The 17,129-nt window shown below is 72.6% G+C and carries 13 protein-coding genes; 10 read left to right on the top strand and 3 right to left on the bottom strand.

Annotation, left to right across the window (positions count from 1 at the left end; translation table 11 throughout):
- Window positions 1–16 precede the first annotated feature (16 nt).
- The 3 genes from O7612_RS11650 to O7612_RS11640 are packed head-to-tail and all read left to right on the top strand — an operon-like array spanning window position 17 to window position 3,170.
- The gene (locus O7612_RS11650; protein ID WP_282272988.1) at window positions 17–508 is read left to right on the top strand and encodes a VOC family protein; all 492 of its coding nucleotides are present in this window, start codon (window positions 17–19) and stop codon (window positions 506–508) included.
- Window positions 505–1,713, top strand: a complete 1,209-nt coding sequence (locus O7612_RS11645) for a cytochrome P450 (protein WP_282272986.1) — start codon at window positions 505–507, stop codon at window positions 1,711–1,713. The genes O7612_RS11650 and O7612_RS11645 overlap by 4 nt, the downstream gene beginning before the upstream one ends.
- Window positions 1,714–1,760: 47 nt before the next feature.
- Window positions 1,761–3,170 (top strand): FAD-dependent oxidoreductase, encoded by a 1,410-nt coding sequence (locus O7612_RS11640; RefSeq protein ID WP_282272985.1) that lies wholly within the window; start codon window positions 1,761–1,763, stop codon window positions 3,168–3,170.
- 58 nt (window positions 3,171–3,228) lie between these two features.
- On the opposite strand, the gene O7612_RS11635 is transcribed toward O7612_RS11640, so the two are convergent.
- Window positions 3,229–4,164 carry an MBL fold metallo-hydrolase gene (locus tag O7612_RS11635; protein ID WP_282272983.1) on the bottom strand — a complete coding sequence of 312 codons (936 nt, stop codon included), beginning with the start codon at window positions 4,162–4,164 and terminating at the stop codon, window positions 3,229–3,231.
- 216 nt (window positions 4,165–4,380) lie between these two features.
- On the opposite strand from O7612_RS11635, the gene O7612_RS11630 reads away from it, so the two are divergent.
- From O7612_RS11630 to O7612_RS11620, 3 genes are all read left to right on the top strand, one after another.
- The gene (locus O7612_RS11630; protein WP_348774281.1) at window positions 4,381–5,907 is read left to right on the top strand and encodes an aldehyde dehydrogenase family protein; all 1,527 of its coding nucleotides are present in this window, start codon (window positions 4,381–4,383) and stop codon (window positions 5,905–5,907) included.
- A 44-nt stretch (window positions 5,908–5,951) separates the two neighbouring features.
- Window positions 5,952–6,185 (top strand): acyl carrier protein, encoded by a 234-nt coding sequence (locus O7612_RS11625; RefSeq protein WP_089004283.1) that lies wholly within the window; start codon window positions 5,952–5,954, stop codon window positions 6,183–6,185.
- A 131-nt stretch (window positions 6,186–6,316) separates the two neighbouring features.
- Window positions 6,317–10,327, top strand: coding sequence for an amino acid adenylation domain-containing protein (locus tag O7612_RS11620; protein WP_282272982.1), 4,011 nt, complete (start codon window positions 6,317–6,319; stop codon window positions 10,325–10,327).
- 94 nt (window positions 10,328–10,421) lie between these two features.
- On the opposite strand, the gene O7612_RS11615 is transcribed toward O7612_RS11620, so the two are convergent.
- A complete protein-coding gene (locus tag O7612_RS11615) occupies window positions 10,422–11,435 on the bottom strand; it encodes an acyl-CoA dehydrogenase family protein (RefSeq protein WP_282272981.1) in 1,014 nt (337 codons plus the stop codon).
- A gap of 205 nt (window positions 11,436–11,640) precedes the next feature.
- On the opposite strand from O7612_RS11615, the gene O7612_RS11610 reads away from it, so the two are divergent.
- Window positions 11,641–11,994 (top strand): VOC family protein, encoded by a 354-nt coding sequence (locus tag O7612_RS11610; RefSeq protein ID WP_282272980.1) that lies wholly within the window; start codon window positions 11,641–11,643, stop codon window positions 11,992–11,994.
- Between the two features lie 166 nt (window positions 11,995–12,160).
- Here the strand turns inward: O7612_RS11610 and O7612_RS11605 are convergent, their stop codons facing one another.
- Window positions 12,161–13,435: a condensation domain-containing protein gene (locus O7612_RS11605; RefSeq protein WP_282272978.1), complete on the bottom strand. Its 1,275-nt coding sequence runs from the start codon at window positions 13,433–13,435 to the stop codon at window positions 12,161–12,163.
- A 158-nt stretch (window positions 13,436–13,593) separates the two neighbouring features.
- On the opposite strand from O7612_RS11605, the gene O7612_RS11600 reads away from it, so the two are divergent.
- Genes O7612_RS11600 through O7612_RS11590 form a run of 3 tightly spaced genes read left to right on the top strand, consistent with a single transcriptional unit; the run spans window position 13,594 to window position 17,129 of the window.
- Window positions 13,594–14,793, top strand: a complete 1,200-nt coding sequence (locus O7612_RS11600; protein WP_282272977.1) for a cytochrome P450 — start codon at window positions 13,594–13,596, stop codon at window positions 14,791–14,793.
- Between the two features lie 50 nt (window positions 14,794–14,843).
- Window positions 14,844–16,001: an acyl-CoA dehydrogenase family protein gene (locus tag O7612_RS11595; RefSeq protein ID WP_282272976.1), complete on the top strand. Its 1,158-nt coding sequence runs from the start codon at window positions 14,844–14,846 to the stop codon at window positions 15,999–16,001.
- Window positions 16,002–16,031: 30 nt separating this feature from the next.
- On the top strand, window positions 16,032–17,129 hold the full coding sequence (locus O7612_RS11590) for an acyl-CoA dehydrogenase (RefSeq protein ID WP_282272975.1): 1,098 nt from the start codon (window positions 16,032–16,034) through the stop codon (window positions 17,127–17,129).

The raw sequence follows: 17,129 nt of genomic DNA, 5'->3' as shown, positions 1-17,129 counted from the left end.
TCGCGAGAGGAACTCCGTGGCCAACGACGTCGCACCGCCGCTCAACGGCGGTACCCACATCAACCTGACCGTCCGTGACCTCGACCGCAGCACCGAGTGGTACTGCCGGGCGCTGGGGTTCACCGTCGTGCGCGACGCCCGGCCGGTCGAGTCGGGCTTCACCTTCCGCACGTTGCTGCACTCCCGGGCGCTGACCTCAATCGTGCTCGGGCAGGGCGACCGGCCGGTCGCCGAGCCGTTCGACGAGCGTCGGGTCGGCCTGCACCACCTGGCGTTCCACGTCCCCGAGCGGGACGACCTGCACACCTGGGTGGCGCACCTGGACGCGGTGGGCGTCGAGCACGGCGGGGTCCAGGAACTGTTCCTGGAGGCCGGGCACGGGGTGTGGCTGCGCGATCCGGACAACATCTGGCTGGAGCTGTACTGGCTCAACGCCGACTACTTCATGCAACGGATGCGGGAGCACCACCGGGCCCGGCGGGCCGAGCGGGTCGGCGGGCGGCAGTGACGCTGCCCGACGCCGTCGCCCGGCCCCGGATCGCCGCGGTCGACCTGGCCTGCGCCGACGACCCCTATCCGGAGTACGAACGGCTGCGTGCCCTGGGTCCGGTCCTGCGGGGCGAGTTCGGCCAGTGGCTGGTGGTCGACCACGCCGCGGTCAGCGCCCTGCTCCGCGACGGCCGGCTCGCCAGCCACTTCCCCCGGGAGTTCATCCGGTTGACCCTGGGTGACGGACCGGCCGCCGAGTTCCCCTCCCGCATCGTGCTCACCCAGGATCCGCCGGAGCACACCCACGCCCGCCGGATCCTCGGCCAGGCGTTCGGCACCCCCCAGGTGCGGGCGATGACCCCGGCGGTGGCCGCGCTGGTGGACGGGTTGCTCGCCCCGGCCCGCGAGACCGGTCGCCTCGACCTCGTCGCGGACCTGGCCGTGCCGCTGCCGGTCACGGTGATCTGCCGGCTGATCGGCATCCCCGACGCCGACCGGGAGGAGGTGCTGCCCCGGGTGATCGACCTGGCCCGGGTCTTCGACGCGGCCAACCTCCGCCCCGACGAGCGCGACGGCGTGGACGCCGCCGTCGCCTGGTTGCGCGGGTACGTGACCGCGCTGCTGCGCGACGCGCCGGCCGGCGGGACCACCCTGGCCGGCATGGTCGCGGCGACCCCGCCCGGACAGCGGGGTGACGTCGCGGCGATCGTCGACAACCTGCTGTTCCTGTTCCACGCCGGGTTCGAGACGACCATGGGGCTGGTCTCCAACGGTTGCATGGCGTTGCTGGGGCACCCCGACCAGTTGGACCGGCTGCGCCGGGATCCGACCCTGGTCCGCCCGGCCGTCGACGAGTTCCTCCGGTTCGACTCGCCGATCCAGAACGCGATCCGGGTGGCCCGGGAGCCGATCGAGATCGGTGGCCACAAGATCAGGGCGGGCCGGTCGGTGATGCTGCTGCTCGGCGCGGCCAACCGCGACCCGGCGGTCTTCGACCGGCCGGCGGAGCTGGACCTGTCCCGTGCCCCGAACCCGCACCTGGGGTTCGGTGGCGGCCTGCACCACTGCCTGGGCACCGCGCTCGCCCGGCTGATGGGCGAGCTGACGTTCACCGCGCTCGCCACCGGGTTCCGCGACATCGCGCTCGACGGCGACGCCCTGCGCCGCCAGCACGGAAGCCTGCGCTCCTTCGAGCGCCTCCCGCTGGCCGCCCGCCCCGCGTGACGCGTCACCCGCCCACCCCCGCGACAGCAGTCGATAAGGAGACCCGCATGGCGCAGTTGTCCACGGAGACCTACTGGCACTCCACAGAACCCACCGAGGTCGGCCCGCCGTTGGACGGCGACGCCTCCTGCGACGTGTGCGTCGTCGGCGGGGGCTACACCGGGCTGTGGGCGGCGCACTTCCTCAAGCAGGCCGAACCGGGCATGTCGGTGCGGGTGGTGGAGGCGAAGTTCGTCGGCGACGGGGCCTCCGGGATGAACGCCGGGTTCGTGCAGATGACCGCCGGCAAGGTGCTGCGCCGGATGCTCTGGTACTACGGGGCGGAGAAGGCGGGCGGGGTGTACCGGGCGGTCGCCCGGTCGATCCTGGAGATCGGCCGGTTCTGCCGACAGAACGGCATCGACGCCCAGTACGAGAACACCGGCATCCTCCAGGTGGCCACCGACACCAAGCAGCTCGCCCGGCTGGAGTTGCAGATCAAGCGCGCCCAGCGGGCCGGGGTGACCTCGTTCCGCCTGCTCGACCGGGAGCAGGCGCAGGAGCGGATCGGTTCGCCGTCCGTCCTCGGCGCGCTGAAGGTCAGCGGCGCGCTGCTCAACCCGTACCGGCTGGTGCGCGGGCTGGCCCGGGTGGTGCAGGAGCAGGGTGTGCTGCTGCACGAGCAGACCCCGGCGCAGACCGTCGAGAAGGTCGACGGGAAGTGGCGGATCACCACCCCGCACGGCACCATCACCGCCGACCAGGTGGTCGTGGCCACCGAGGCGATGCAGGGGGCGTTCCCCGAGTTGTACGCGCGCCAGATGCCGGTGTGGAACTACCTGCTGGTCACCGAGCCGCTGACGGACGAGCAGTTGGGCCGGGTCGCCTGGCCGGGGCGGGAGGGGGTGGCGAACTCGCTGTCGTTCTCCACCGCGGCCCGGCTGACGGCCGACAACCGGGTGCTCTGGGCCGGCGGCCTGTGGTACATGTTCGGCAACCGGGACACCGACCCCCGCCACCGCCGCAACGACGAGGCGTTCGACAAGCTGGGCGAGTCGTTCCGGGAGTTCTTCCCGCAGTGGCGCGACGTGCGGTTCAGCCACGGCAACGGCGGGTTGATCAGCTGGAGTCACAGCTTCATCCCGCAGTTCGGCCGGACCGACTCGGGCATGGTCTACGGCCACGGCTACACCGGCAGCGGGATCGCGGCCAGCCACACGGGCGGGAAGATCCTGCGTGACCTGGTGCTGCGTCGCAAGACGGAGTTCACGGAGCTGGCGTTCGTCACGGTCAACCAGCCCAAGTTCCTGCCGGCCCCGTTCGGCGACAAGGGCGGCGAGTTCTTCATCTGGCGGCAGCGGGTGGGCGACCGGCTGCCGCTGCTGCTGCCCTACCGGGCCGCGCTGGCGCCGAAGCGGTTCTTCGCGCGGCGTACCGCGTCCGCCGGGCAGGCCGCCTCGGGACGCGCCGGCGACTGACCGTCCGGCACGCGACGCCGGCGGGTACGCCGCTCGGCGTCGCGTGCCGGCCGCCGGTTCAGTCGGTGGCCGGCACGGCCGGGGTACGGTGCAGGGTGCGGCTCTGCCCCACCGCCAGGTCCCACAGGTCCTCGGCGGCCCGCCCGCTGGCCTGCCACGCCTGCCGGGCCTGGTGCAGCGGCTCCAGCGGCGCCTCGGCGGAGAGCGCGAAGGTCCCCCAGTGCATGGTGGCCATCCGCGGGGCGGCCAGGTCGCCGCAGGCGCGTACGGCCTCCGCCGGATTCATGTGCAGCGGCTTCATGAACCAGCGGGGCAGGTACGCGCCGACCGGCATCAGGGCGAGGTCCGGTGGGCCGCAGCGCCGCCCGATCTCCGCGAAGTACGGCCCGTAGGCGGAGTCCCCGGCGAAGAAGACGCGCCGGGGCGCGGCGTCGACGGCCGGGTCGGCGTCGGCCGTCAGCATCCAACCGCCCCACAGGCTGCGGCAGCCGTCGAAGAGGGTCCGGCGGCTCCAGTGGTGCACCGGAACGAACTGGAACTCCACCGCGCCGAGGCGGGCGCTCTCCCACCAGTCCAGCTCCGTGACGGCGGTGAAGCCGAGCCGGCGGAACCACCAGCCCAGTCCACCGGGGACCAGCATCAGGACGTGCCGCGGCAGCCGACGGATGGTGGGGGCGTCGAGGTGGTCGAAGTGGTTGTGGCTGATGACCACGGCGTCCACCGGCGGGAGAGCCTCCCAGCGCAGGCCGGGCGGGGTGAACCGGGGTCGTACCCCGGGGATGCGCCGGGACCAGACCGGATCGGTGAGCACGACGAGGCCGCCGATCTGGAGCACGAACGAGGCGTGCCCGACCCATGTCGCCACCACGTCGCCGGGGCCGGCGGGTGGCAGTGCGTCGACGCCGGGGTGAACGGGAATCTGGTCGACCTGGCTGAGGTCGGGCCGCATCCCGCCCTCGGCGATCAGCTTGCGGACCGCCGGGGAACCGGGCACCGGATGGGTCAGCCGATCGGCGAAGCTGGCGGGCCAACGTCGCCTGCCTCGCTTCTTGGCAAGTATCCTGTCAAAGACGTGATAAACACTCCGCGGATATCTCATCATGCACCTCGATGCTCTCGCCCGCAGACCCTGTACCTGGCAACACTCGCGCCATCAGTTAAGTCCGATCGAGGGTATGCCGAGGCTGGTATTTGCGCTAGCGTCTCTCGCATGTCGGCGACCACACACACCGACAGGCTACATTTGTCCTGTCTGGAGGATATGCCTCACGAGCTGTTCATCGGAGGCAAGTGGACGCCCGCCGACAACCACCGTCTGTTAACGTCGTTTCGTCCCTCTACCGGAGAGACACTAGCGACGGTTGCGCATGCGGGTGCCTCCGACGTGAACCGTGCCGTCGCCGCGGCGGGGGCCGCCGGTCGGCCCGGCTCCCGATGGCACCGGATGTCTCCGGCCGCCCGGTCGCGGGTGTTGCACCGGATCGGCGACCTGATCGGCGAACACGCCGACCGGCTGGCCCTGCTCGACTGCCTCGACAACGGCAAGCCGCTGCGGGTGGCCCGGGCGGGCGACGTGCCGGCCGCCGCGGCGGTCTTCCACTACATGGCCGGCTGGCCCGGCCGGTTGAACGGTGAGCACGTCCCGCTCTACACCGGCAGCCCGGAGCGGCACCTCGCGCTGACCGTGCCGGAGCCGGTGGGTGTGGTGGCGGCCATCGTGCCATGGAACTTCCCGCTCTACATGGCCGCGGCCAAGGTGGCGCCCGCCCTGGCGGCGGGCTGCACCGTGGTGCTCAAGCCCGCCGAGCAGACGCCGCTGTCCGCGTTGGCGCTGGCCCAGCTCACCCAGGAGGCCGGCCTGCCGCCGGGGGTGCTGAACGTCGTCACCGGCGACGGCGGCACCGGCGCGGCGCTCGCCGCGCACCCCGGGGTCGACAAGATCACCTTCACCGGATCGACGGAGGTCGGTCGCAGCATCGTCCGGACCGCGGCGGTCGACTTCCGCCGGGTGACCCTCGAGCTGGGCGGCAAGTCACCGAACATCGTGTTCGGCGACGCCGACCTGCCCCGGGCGATGGCCGGTGCGGCGCACGCGATCTTCTACAACCAGGGCGAGACCTGCGTGGCCGGTTCCCGGCTGTACGTGCAGCGGCCGGTCTTCGACGAGGTCGTGGCGGGCATCCGGGAGCGGGCCGCGGCGATCAGGCTCGGCGACGGCCTGGACCGGGACACGGACATGGGGCCGCTGATCTCCGCGGAACACCGCGCCCGGGTGCTGTCCTACCTGCGTTCGGCCCGCGACGGCGGGGCGCAGGTCAGCGGCGGCCACCCGCCGGACACTCCCGGTTTCTTCTGCGCGCCGGCCGTGGTGACCGGTGCCGACCCGCAGGCGCCGGTGGTCCGGGAGGAGGTCTTCGGCCCGGTGCTGGTGGCCGAGCCGTTCGACACGGTGCAGGAGGCGGTGGCGATGGCCAACGACAGCCCGTACGGGCTCGCCGCCGGCGTCTTCACCCGCGATCCCGGCCTGGCCCACCAGGTCGGCCGCCGGCTGCGCGCCGGCACCGTGTGGATCAACAGTTGGCACGTGCTCGATCCGGCGTTGCCCTTCGGCGGGATGCGGGCCTCGGGTTGGGGACGGGAAATGGGCAGAGCGGGCGTAGACGCCTTTCTCGAAACAAAAACACTGGTCAATGACCTCGGCAGCCACCAGTGGGGGCCGGCACCTGCTGCTAAGTGAGCACCGGCCGCGCTCGGCGACCGGGCACGTTGTGGGGAGGCATCGTGACAAGCGAAGAGCAGATGCTCGACATCTGGAAGAACGTTTCCGGTCGCCCGGTGGGGCCGGACACCGACTTCTTCGACGACCTCGAGGGCGATTCGATGGCGGCGGCGGCCATCGTGCACTGGGTGAACATCGTCTTCGGCGTGCAACTACCGATGATCGAGGTTTTCGACCGGCCCACCCCGGCGGAACTGGCCGGTGTGGTGGACGAACTGAGGGCAGCCGCCCGGTAGCCGTCGCCGCACCGCTCCCTCGTCCGGTCGCCGGAGATCCCTGGTCGACCGCATCTTCAGAGACTGTCCGGAGCGCACCTCCGGCGGGGCACTCGTACCGCTTCGTTCAACCCGCACCCAGAGGGAACGTCATGGACATCGCCAGACCGGAGCACCACCCCTCCTCAGCCAGCGCCCCGCCGGCACCGTCCCGGGCGGACGCCGCAGGCGGGCGTTCGGCGCCGCTGAGTGACCTGCAGTACGCGTACCTGCTCGGCGAGCTGGGCAACTTCCAGCTCGGCGGTCCCGCCCTCTTCTTCGAGGAGTACGCCTGCCAGGAGCTGGACGTCCGCGCGTTCAGCGCGGCCCTGCACCAGCTCATGGCCCGGCACGAGATGCTCCGGGCGTCGTTCGACGAGGCGGGCCTGCTGCACGTCCAGGACGAGCTGCCCGTGCCGCTGACCTACCGGTCGCTGCGCGGTCAGCCGGAACAGGTCTGCCGGCGGCTGCTCACCCGCAACCGCGAGCGTTGTTACGACGAGGGACCACCACGACGCGTCGGACACGCTCCGTTCGAGATCTTCGTCTTCGCGCTGGACACCCACATCGTGGTGCAGGTGTGCGCGCGGCTGCTGGCCATCGACGGCTTCTCGGGCGAGATCTTCGCCCAGGAGCTGCGGGCCCTGCTCGACGGTGAGTCGCTGCCACCGCTGCGGTACACCTTCCGGGAGTACCGCAACGAGTGCGAGCGACGCACCGACGGCGAGGCGCACGAGCGGGCGCGGCGCTACTGGCTGGACCGCCTCGACAGCCTGCCCGCCGCGCCGGAGCTGCCCCGCCGCCGGACGACCAGCGATCCCAGCCCCCGCCTCGTACGTCGGGTCTTCAAGCTGACCCCGGAGCAGTGGACCAGCCTGGCCGCGCGGATCAGGAAGAACCGGCTCACCGGCACGATGGTGCTCGGCACGGCCTTCTGCGAGGTGCTGCGGCACTGGTCGAAGAACGCCGACTTCACCATCAACATCATGTACGGCGACCGGCTGCCGTTCCACCCGGAGGTCGACAAGCTCATCGGCAACTTCAGCAGCACCCTGCTGATGGAGTGCCGGCAGAGTCCGGGCGACACCTTCCTCGACCGGGCCCGTGCCTGGCGGCGGCAGTTGCTCCAGGACATGGCGCACTCGTCCTTCGGCGGGGTCTCCGTCATCCGGCAGCTCAACCAGCGCACGGGCAACGCCCGCAACGCCCTGATGCCGGTGGTGTTCACCAGCATGCTCGGCGTCGGGGAGCCGGACAGCGGGGTCTTCCTGGAGCACCTCGGCTGGCAGCGGCTGGAGGGCCGGGTACGCACCCCCCAGGTCGCGTTGGACCACCAGGTCTTCGTGGCCGGCAACGCCCTCGTCACCACCTGGGACAGCGCGGACGACCTGTACCCGGCGGGCATGATCGACGACATGTTCGCGGCCTACCGGTCGCTGCTGGTCCGGCTGGCCACCGAGGACGCGGCGTGGGGGACGGAGTCGTTCGACCTCACCCCGGCGGCCCAGCTCAAGATCCGCGAGCAGGTCAACAACACCGCCGCGCCGGCCCGGGTGGCCACCATGCACCAGCTCTTCGAGGAGCAGGCGCAACGGCAGCCGGACCGGCCCGCGGTGATCAGCGAGGGGCGGGAGATCACCTACGGCCAGCTGTGCGACCGGGCCAACGCCCTCGCCGCGGAGCTGGTCCAGGCCGGGGTCCGGCCGGGCGAGCTGGTCGGCGTGCAGGCGCTGCGCGGGGCGCACCAGATCGTCGCCCTGCTCGGGGTGCTGATGGCCGGCGCGGCGTACGTGCCGGTCTCACCACAGTGGCCCCGCCGTCGGCGTGAGCAGGTGGCCGAGATCTGCGGACTGCGGGTGCTGCTGGCCGACCGCAGCGTCCAGGGTGAGCAGCCGTACCCGGGCGCGCGGACCATCGACATCGCCACCGCCGTCGCCCGGCAGGACGGCGCGGCTGCTCCGGCGGTGGAGGTCAGCCCGGACTCGCTGGCGTACGTCATCTTCACCTCCGGGACCTCGGGCACGCCGAAGGGCGTGATGATCTCGCACGGCAGTGTCGTCAACACACTCGTCGACATCAACGAGCGGTTCGGGCTCAGCCCCCGCGACCGGGTGCTCGCCGTCTCCGACTACACGTTCGACCTGTCGGTGTGGGACGTGTTCGGGATGCTCGCCGCGGGCGGGGCGGTGGTCGTCCCGACCGCCGGGCAGGAGCGGGAGGTCACCCACCTCTACGAGTTGTGTCAGGCCACCGGGGTGACGGTGTGGAACAGTGTGCCGGCCTACCTGGCGATGTTCGTGGAGTTCGTCCGCACCAGCGGCCGGGCACCGCTCGGCGAGCTGCGGCTGGCGATGGTCAGCGGCGACTGGGTGCCGATCAACCTGGGTGCGGAACTCGCGGAGATCGCCCCGCACGCGGCGTGCGCCAGTCTCGGCGGTGCGACCGAGGCGTCCATCTGGTCCAACTACCACCCGGTGCCGGTGCGGGTGCCGTCGCACTGGATCTCGATCCCGTACGGTCACCCGCTGCGCAACCAGCGTTTCCAGGTGCTCGACGCCCGGCTGCGGGACCGCCCCGACTGGGTGCCGGGTGAGCTGTTCATCGGCGGGCGCGGCCTCGCCGTGGGCTACCTGGGCGACGAGGAACTGACGGCCTCGTCGTTCCTGGTGCACCCGCGGCAGCAGGAACGGATCTACCGCACGGGTGACTGGGCCCGCTACTGGCCCGACGGCACGCTGGAGTTCCTCGGCCGGGAGGACCCGCAGGTCAAGGTCAACGGCTTCCGGGTGGAACTCGGCGAGATCGAGGCCGCGCTGGTGGCGCACCCGGAGGTCAGCGACGCCGCCGTGGTCACCCGCACCGACGGCCGGGCCGTGTCGCTCGTCGCCTTCGTGGCCTCGCAGACCCCGGCCGGCGAGCTGGTCCCGCAGCTGACCGAACACCTGACGTCCCGCCTGCCGGGCTACATGGTGCCGCGCAGCATCGACGTGGATCAGCGACTGCCGCTGACCGCCAACGGCAAGGTCGACCGGCGGGAGCTGGCCGAGCGGGCCGCCGCCGTGGGGGCGACCTCGCACGTCGGCGACGACGCGCCCCGCACCGGCACCGAGCGGAGCCTGGCCACGGTGTGGCAGGAGCTGTTGGAGGTGCCGGAGGTCGGCCGCTCCGTCGGCTTCTTCGCCTACGGTGGCAGTTCGCTGCTGGCCGCCCGGCTGATGAACCGCATCGAGCAGCAGTTCGGGCGGCGGCTGCCGCTGGCCACGCTCTACACCGCGGGCACCGTCGCGGAACTCGCCGCCGTCCTCGACGCGGCGTGCCGCCCGGAGCCGACGCGCAGCCTGGTCGTCCTGTCCGACAACGGGCACCGGCCGCTGGTCCTGGTGCACCCGGTCGGCGGCGACCTGCTCTGCTACCGTCCCCTGCTCACCGAGCTGGGCGAGCGGTACCGGGTGCTGGGCCTGACCGCGCCCTCCCCGGCCCGGCCGGGGGTGACCATCGAGGAGTTGGCCACCCGGTACCTGGCGGAACTCGCGCCGGAGCTGGCAGACGAGCCGACGGACCGGCCGCTCCGGTTGGCCGGCTGGTCGCTGGGCGGGGTGGTGGCGTACGAGATGGCCCGGCAGCTGCGGCGGCAGGGCCGCCGGTGTTCGGTGCTGCTCGTCGACCCGTGGGTGGGCTGCGGCAGCCACCCCACCGTCGACGACGCCTCCCTGGTGAAGGCGTTCCTGCACAACCTCGTCGGCACGCCGGTGGAGGTGGCCAGCGATCCGTGCGCCCCGAACGCCGCCCTGGAGACGCTCCGCCGGACGTGGCAGTCGCCGCCCCCGCAGCTCAAGGAGCTCACCGCGTGGACGTACGCCGAGTTGCAGGCGATGTACGGGGTGTTCGAGGCCAACACCCGGGCGCTGCTGCGGTACTCCATCGTCGCCGAGGAGGGGGTGGAGGTGGACGTGGTGGAGGCGTCGCGGGGGCTCGTCGGCCCGGCGTCGGGGTACCTGTCCCCGCTGCGGCACGCCGCCGCCCACCTCCCGGTCCGGCTGCACATGCTGGAGGCTGACCACTTCACCGTGGTCGACGGGGAACACGCCGGGGAGGTGGCCCGGTTGGTCGACGGCATGCGGTGACGGCCGGGCCCCGCGACGCCGGTGGTACGCGTCGCGGGGCACGGCCGTCGGGGTGGCGGCGCAGGTGTGTCACCGCCTGACCCGGTCCACCGGGTCAGGCGGTGGTGAACGCGGTGCGCAGGGCGTCGCGGATGCCCGGACGGGAGCCGAAGACCAGCAGGAAGGTCGCCTCCCGGACCAGGCGTTGGGCGTGCTCGTCGAGCAGGACCGCCCGGCTGCCGGCGGTCACGGCGAGGTTCGCGCTGGCCCGCAGCGCCAGCTCCGAGGCGGCGGCCCGGGCGGCGGGCATGGTCCCGGGGTCGGCCGAGTCGAGGCCGTCCCGGGCGGCGTCGAGCTGCGGGCGCAACCGCGGCTCGTCGGCCAGCTCGATCGCCCGGTCGGCGACGCCGAGCGCGAGGGAGCCGTTGAAGCGCAGCGTCGCCGGATCCCGCTGCCGCCACGCCTCCAGCGGCATCTGGTTGGTGACCCGGTCGGCGGGTACGAAGTGGTCGGCGAAGGTGACGGTGACCGTGCTGCTGGCGTTCACCGCCGACATCCGTAGCGGCTCGACGGTGAACGTGTCGCTCGTCGCGGCGTCCACCAGGGCGAACACCAGTGTGTCGTCGGGCTGTCGGGCCGCCACGTAGATCGTGTCGACCAGCCCCCAGCCGCTCACCCAGGGGGCGTCGCCGGTGAACAGGAATCCGCCGTCGACCGGCGTGGCCGACAGCGCCGCCGGGCCGGGCCGGACCGCCGCGCCGATCGCCAGCCCGGCCCGGCGGTGCCCGGTGGCCAGCGGCTCCAGCCAGGCCTCCCGGAGCGCGGCGTTGCCGGTGTTGGCCGCCGCCATCACCGCGTTGTGGTGCTGTGCCCAGAGGAAGGTGGTGGTGAGGCACCCGCTGGCGAGGGTCTCGATGGCCCGGCACACCGCGGGGAAGCCGGGCAGGTCGAGGCGGTTGAACCCGGGTGGCGCGGCCAGCCCGTAGAAGCCGTGCTCGGCGAGCAGGTCCAGGTGGGACAGGGGGACACGGTCGGCGCTGTCGACCGCCAGCGCGGCCGGGAAGAACACCTCGTCGGCGATCTCGCGTGCCTGGCGCAGGCTGGTGGACTCTTCGGTCGAAACAGTCATTGCGGTGCCCTCCGTTCGCGAGGCCCCGGGGGGCCGGTGGTGCGGGCCGACGGGCCGGGTGGCCGCGGCGGCTACCACGGTGGCCGGTCCGCCAGCCACCGGGACTCGCCTTTACAAGTATCTTGGCGTGTCTGTCAAAGACGAGGCAGTGCCCCTTATGATGCTAGGACATCTCCCCTGACAGATCACCCATCCGGAGGGCACCGTGGCAGGAGAACCGTCGTTCATCGAGTTTGCAGTTCCGGTTCCCGAACGCACCCGGGACTTCTACGAGGCGCTGTTCGGCTGGAAGTTCACGATGCTCACCCACGGGTCGTACATCGAGATGCCGGACGCGCCCGCGGGCCTGGAGGCCGGCTCCCACCCCGACACCGACCCGCCGCACATCATCGTCTACTTCGCCGTGGACGACCTGGCCGCGGCCGTGGAGCGGGTCAGGGAGCTGGGCGGCGAGGTGGGACCGCTGCGGCCCCCGAGCCCACAGTACGGCGCGTTCGCCGAGTGCCGCGACAGCCAGGGCGTCGCCTTCGGTCTGCGGGAACGGCCCAAGGCCGACTGACCGGCGATCGCGGTGGTGGTCGACGGCACGTCGTCGACCACCACCGGCGGTCACGCCGGGCCGGGACGCGGACCCGGCGGCGATCCAGCCCGGGACGCGGACCGGGCGGCGAACCAGCCCGGGACACGGACCCGGAGAACCGGGCCACCGCCGGCCCGACGGCCACTCAGGACGGCGTGCCAGGCAGGAGCTGCGGGTCGGCCACGACCGCCGCGGCCAGTTCCACGTAGTCCTTGACCAGCTGCCGGGCCCAGTCCGGGGTGAACCGGTCGCGGTCGCACATGAGGACGGCGGTGAGCGTGTCGCCCTGCGGAACGACGACGAACTCCAGCGCGAACCGGCTGCGCTCCAGCTGCGCCTCCAGGTCGTCCAGTTCGTCGCCGCTCATGTCGGCCCTCGGCACGAACGACCCGAGCAGCTGGAACATGACGTCGTCGGTGCGGCCCTCCCCGGTCACCGTCCCCGGGGGCAGCAACTGGGCCGGCAGCTCCTGGTGGCGCAGCCCCTCCATCACCATGTTGCGCACCTGCCGCAGCAGGTCGACGAACGGCTCGGTGGCGGTCACCCGGCCGCGCAGCAGCACCATGGACACGAAGAAGCCGACGGTGTCGCGGACCTCCGGGCGGCTGCGGTTGGCGAACAGCGAGGCCACCGTCAGGTCGGACTGTCCGGTGGCCCGGTGCAGCACCAGGTAGAACAGGGCGAGCATCACCGGGAAGACGGTGGTGCGTTGCCGGCGGGCGAGCCGGTGCAGCCCCTGGGTGACGTGCGGGTCGATGGTCAGCTCCACCGAGACCCAGGCCGGCTCGTCGGCCCCCCGGGGGGTCTCGGCGCGCTCGGGCAGACCGACCAGCCGCGCTCCGTCGAGCTGCCCCCGCCAGTGGTCGAACAACGCCGCCCGGTCCGGTCCGGAGATCCGCTCCCGCTGCCAGGCCCCCCAGGTGGCGTACTGCCAGCCGACCTCCGGCAGCTCCTCGTCGGCGTAGAGCGCGCGGATGTCGCGGGACAGCAGCGCGTTGGACCAGTCGTCGCTGACGTAGTGGTGCATGGTCAGCACGAAGACGTGGTGCCGGGGCCCGACGGTGATCAGCGTGGGCCGGGTGGGCCACACACCGAAGTCCACGGCGGTGGACAACTCGGCCACCAGGTGTTCGCGGGCGGCCCGTCGGGGATCGGCGTGTCCGGAGACGTCCACGCACCGCAGCTCGACCGAGCGGGGCGGGTTGATCACCTGGACCAGCTGGCGACGCCGGGCGACGAACGTCGTACGCAGCGACTCGTGCCGCTCGTGCAACCGGTCCACCGCGCGGCGCAGGGCGGCGACGTCGCAGTCGCCGCGCAGGTGCCACACCACCTGCTCGTTGAGTGTGTGCTGCTGCCCCCGGTAGTGGTCCATCAGCCACAGGAGGCGTTGACCAACCGAAGCCGGTTCCTCTCGCATGCCGGCGACGCTACCCCAGCGGACGCGTCGTTACGAGTATCCTGAAGATACTTCGACAGTCTCTGCAAACACTCCTTGACACGAGTTTTGCGAAGCCCGAATAATCGGCGGCGGACGGGGGGCGTGCACGCCCGTACCGGTCCCGTCGGGAGGCCCCTATGACAGCCGTTCGCGCGCCACGGCTCAGCTTCGACGTCTCGGATCCGCAGCTGCTGGCCGACCCGTTCCCCACCTACGAGCGACTGCGCCGCACCGGCGCGGTGCTGGCGAACGGACCGGGGCAGTGGGTGGTGCCCGGTTACCGCGAGGTGGCCGCCCTGCTCAAGGACCAGCGGCTGACCAAGACGCTGCCCGAGCAGTACTACCGCTTCACCGTCGGCGATCCGGAACTCAGCGGCTTCCTGTCCGGGCAGAACCTCGGCCAGCGCAACCGGCTCGCCAGCCGGGTCCTGGTCAGCTCGTTCAGCCCCGGCCTGGTCCGACGGCTCGGCGAGCACATGACCTCGATCGTGGACGACCTGCTCGAACCCGTCCTGGCGGCGGGCCGGACGGACCTGGTCGCCGACCTCGCGCTGCCCTTCCCGCTGACGGTCATCTGCGACCTGCTCGGGGTGCCGCCGGCCGACCGGTCCCTGCTGTGGCCGCACGCGGCGCAGCTGGTCCGGGCCTTCAGCGACGTCGCGTTCGACGGCGACCACGACACCCGCGAGGCGGTCAGCTCGCTGCGGTGGCTGCGGGCCTACCTCGGCGACCTCGTCGAGGACGGCCCCGGCGGCGACAACCTGTTGACCCGGATGGCCACCACCGAGTCGGACGGGCAGCGGTTGCGCCGCGAGGAGATCGTCGACAACGCGATCACGGTCTTCTACGCCGGCTTCGAGACGTCGATGGGCATGATCACCAACGGCATCGTCGCCCTGCTGGAACACCGTGACCAGCTGGCCCGGCTCCGGGCGGGCGAGGTCGACACCGCCACCGCGGTCGAGGAGATGCTGCGGTACGAGGCGCCGATCCAGGTGACCATGCGCAGCCCGCTCGAACCGGTGGAGGTCGCCGGACGGGTCGTCCGCCCCGGTCGCGTCCTCTACCTGCTGGTCGGGTCGGCGAACCGGGATCCCGCGCAGTTCGGCGAGCCGGACCGCTTCGACGTCGGCCGCCGACCCAACCAGCACCTCAGTTTCGGCGCCGGCGTGTACCACTGCCTGGGCGCCGCCCTGGCCCGCGCCGAGGGCGTCGCCGTGTTCGACCGGCTGCTGCGGCGGACCAGCGCCATCGAGTTCGACGGCGAACCGGTACGTCGGCCGCGCTTCAACTTCCGCACGTACGACCGGGTGCCGCTCGTGGTGCGCCCGGCGTGACGGCGACCAGCAGGCGGCGTCCGGACCCGCACCAGGAAGTGAGGACCGCGGTGAATCTGCACGACGACCCGGCCGAGGCCGCGTTCCGCGCCGGGCTGCGCGAGTGGCTCCGGTCCCGGCTGCCCGACGACGACCCGTCCCGGTCGTGGAGCACCGACGAGCTGCGGGAGTGGAGCCGCGACCTCGCCGAGGCCGGCTACGCCGGCATCACCTGGCCCAGGGAGTACGGCGGCCGGGGGCTCAGCGCCGCCTACCAGGCCATCTTCGTCGAGGAGACCGCCCGCGCGGGGGCGCCGGACCACATCAACATCATCGGCATGAACATGGTCGGTCCGACGCTCATCGCCCACGGCACCGACGCGCAGAAGTCGCGGTACCTGCCCGGCATCCTGTCCGGTCGTACCCTGTTCTGCCAGGGGTTCTCCGAGCCGGACGCCGGTTCGGACCTGGCGGCGGTCCGCACCGCCGCCCGACGGGCGGAACCGGACGGCTACCTGCTGGACGGGGAGAAGGTCTGGTCCTCCTACGCCCATCTGGCCGACCACTGCCTGCTGCTGGCCCGCACCGGTCCCGCCGAGCCGAAGCACCGGGGGCTGACCTGTTTCCTGCTGGACATGCGGGCGCCCGGGGTGAAGGTGTCGCCGCTGCGGCAGCTCAACGGCGACACCGACTTCAACCAGATCGTCCTGGTCGACGCGCCGGTCGGTGACGCCGACGTGGTGGGCGAGGTGGGCCGGGGCTGGTCGGTGGCGCTGTCCACGCTGGCCCACGAGCGCGGCACCTTCGGGATCACCCTCACCGCCCGGCTGGTCGCCCAGTTCGACCGGTTGCTGCGACTGGTGCGCGAGGTCGGGGCGGCGGACGACCCGGCGGTACGCCGCGAGCTGGCCGTGCTGCACGCGCGGTTGCAGGGGTTGCGGTACACCGGCTACCGGTCGCTGGCCGCGCTGCGCCGCTCCGGCGAACCCGGCGCCGAGGCGTCGATCCTCAAGCTCGAATGGTCGTTGCTGCACCAGCGGGTCTGCGCGCTCGCGCTGCGGGTCCAGGGTCCGGCCGCGCTGCTCGACGGCGGCGACGCCGCCTGGCACGGGTACTGGCAGCGGCAGCGGCTGCGCAGCAGGGCGAACACGATCGAGGGTGGCACCTCCGAGATCCTCCGCGGGATCGTCGCCGAGCGCGTGCTGGGCCTGCCCAGATCCCGCCAGTGACCACCGGCCCGCGACGACACGGAGAAGACCATGGACTTTGCCCTCACCGACGAGCAGCAGGAGATCCGGCGGGCCGCGCGTGACCACCTTGAGCGGCGCTATCCGGCGACGCGGGTGTGTGCCCTGGCGGAGGGGCCCGGCGGAAGCGAGGCGGGGGCCTGGCCGGAGCTGAGCCGGCAGGGCTGGCTGGACGACGACCTCGGCATGGTCGAGCTGGCGCTGCTGGCCGAGGAGAGCGGGCGGTGCCTGCACCCGACGCCGTGGTGGACGACCGTCGCCCTGGCCGCGCCCTACCTGCGCGCCGCCGGGGAACCCCTGGGGCTGCCGGCGACCTTCGCCGACGGCGCCCCGGAGGACGCCGCGCCACCGGGCGCGGGGACGGTGCACGCCACCCGGTCGCGGCAGGGCTGGCTGCTCACCGGGCAGGTGCCGGCGGTGCCCCAGGCGGGGGCGGTGCGCTGCGTCGTGGTCCGCGCCCGCACCGACGAGGGACCGGCCGTGTTCGCCTGCGACACCGGGTCGACCGGGCTGGTCGTGGAGGAGCTGTCGACCCTGGACACCCTGCGTCGGATGGCCCGGGTGCGGTGGGACGGCACCCCGGCCCGGCTGCTCGTCGAGCCGGCCGGCACCCCGCAGGTGGCCCGACGGGCGCGGCTGCGCGGCGGGGTGCTGCTGGCCGCCGAGGCGGTCGGGGTCGCGTCGGGCGCGCTGGAGATGGCGGTCGCCCACGCCCGGACGCGGGAGCAGTTCGGACGGCCGATCGGCAGCTTCCAGGCCGTCGCGCACCAGCTGACCGACGCGTACGTCGACACCGAGTCGGCCCGGTCGCTGGCGTACCGGGCGGCCTGGCTGGTGCGCGACGAGGCGTCACCGGCGGGCGCGCAGGCGGTCGACGAGGCGGTGCTGGTGGCGCGGGGCGCGGCCGTCCGCACCTGCGAGACCGCCGTCCAGGTCACCGGTGGGATGGGGGTGACGTGGGAGTTCCCGCTGCACCGGTGGTTGCGCCGTGCGCTGTGGCTGGAGGCCTTCCCGGGGTTCGGCGACGATCCGCACGACCGGGTGGCCGATCGGCTGCTCCGGCCCGACGATCCGGGCGAGTTCACCCCGACCACGCCCGAGGGGCGCTAG

Origin of the sequence: Micromonospora sp. WMMD987 (assembly GCF_029581435.1) — a bacterium.
GTDB lineage: Bacteria > Actinomycetota > Actinomycetes > Mycobacteriales > Micromonosporaceae > Micromonospora > Micromonospora rifamycinica.
This window is presented reverse-complemented; position numbering and strand designations above follow the sequence as displayed.

Bases quoted from the DNA above. Each gene is read 5' to 3' on its own strand.
- O7612_RS11620 (WP_282272982.1), top strand. From the start codon at position 6,317: ATGGACATCGCCAGACCGGAGCACCACCCCTCCTCAGCCAGCGCCCCG.
- O7612_RS11590 (WP_282272975.1), top strand. From the start codon at position 16,032: ATGGACTTTGCCCTCACCGACGAGCAGCAGGAGATCCGGCGGGCCGCG.
- O7612_RS11600 (WP_282272977.1), top strand. From the start codon at position 13,594: ATGACAGCCGTTCGCGCGCCACGGCTCAGCTTCGACGTCTCGGATCCG.
- O7612_RS11615 (WP_282272981.1), bottom strand. From the start codon at position 11,435: ATGACTGTTTCGACCGAAGAGTCCACCAGCCTGCGCCAGGCACGCGAG.
- O7612_RS11630 (WP_348774281.1), top strand. From the start codon at position 4,381: ATGTCGGCGACCACACACACCGACAGGCTACATTTGTCCTGTCTGGAG.
- O7612_RS11640 (WP_282272985.1), top strand. From the start codon at position 1,761: ATGGCGCAGTTGTCCACGGAGACCTACTGGCACTCCACAGAACCCACC.
- O7612_RS11605 (WP_282272978.1), bottom strand. From the start codon at position 13,435: ATGCGAGAGGAACCGGCTTCGGTTGGTCAACGCCTCCTGTGGCTGATG.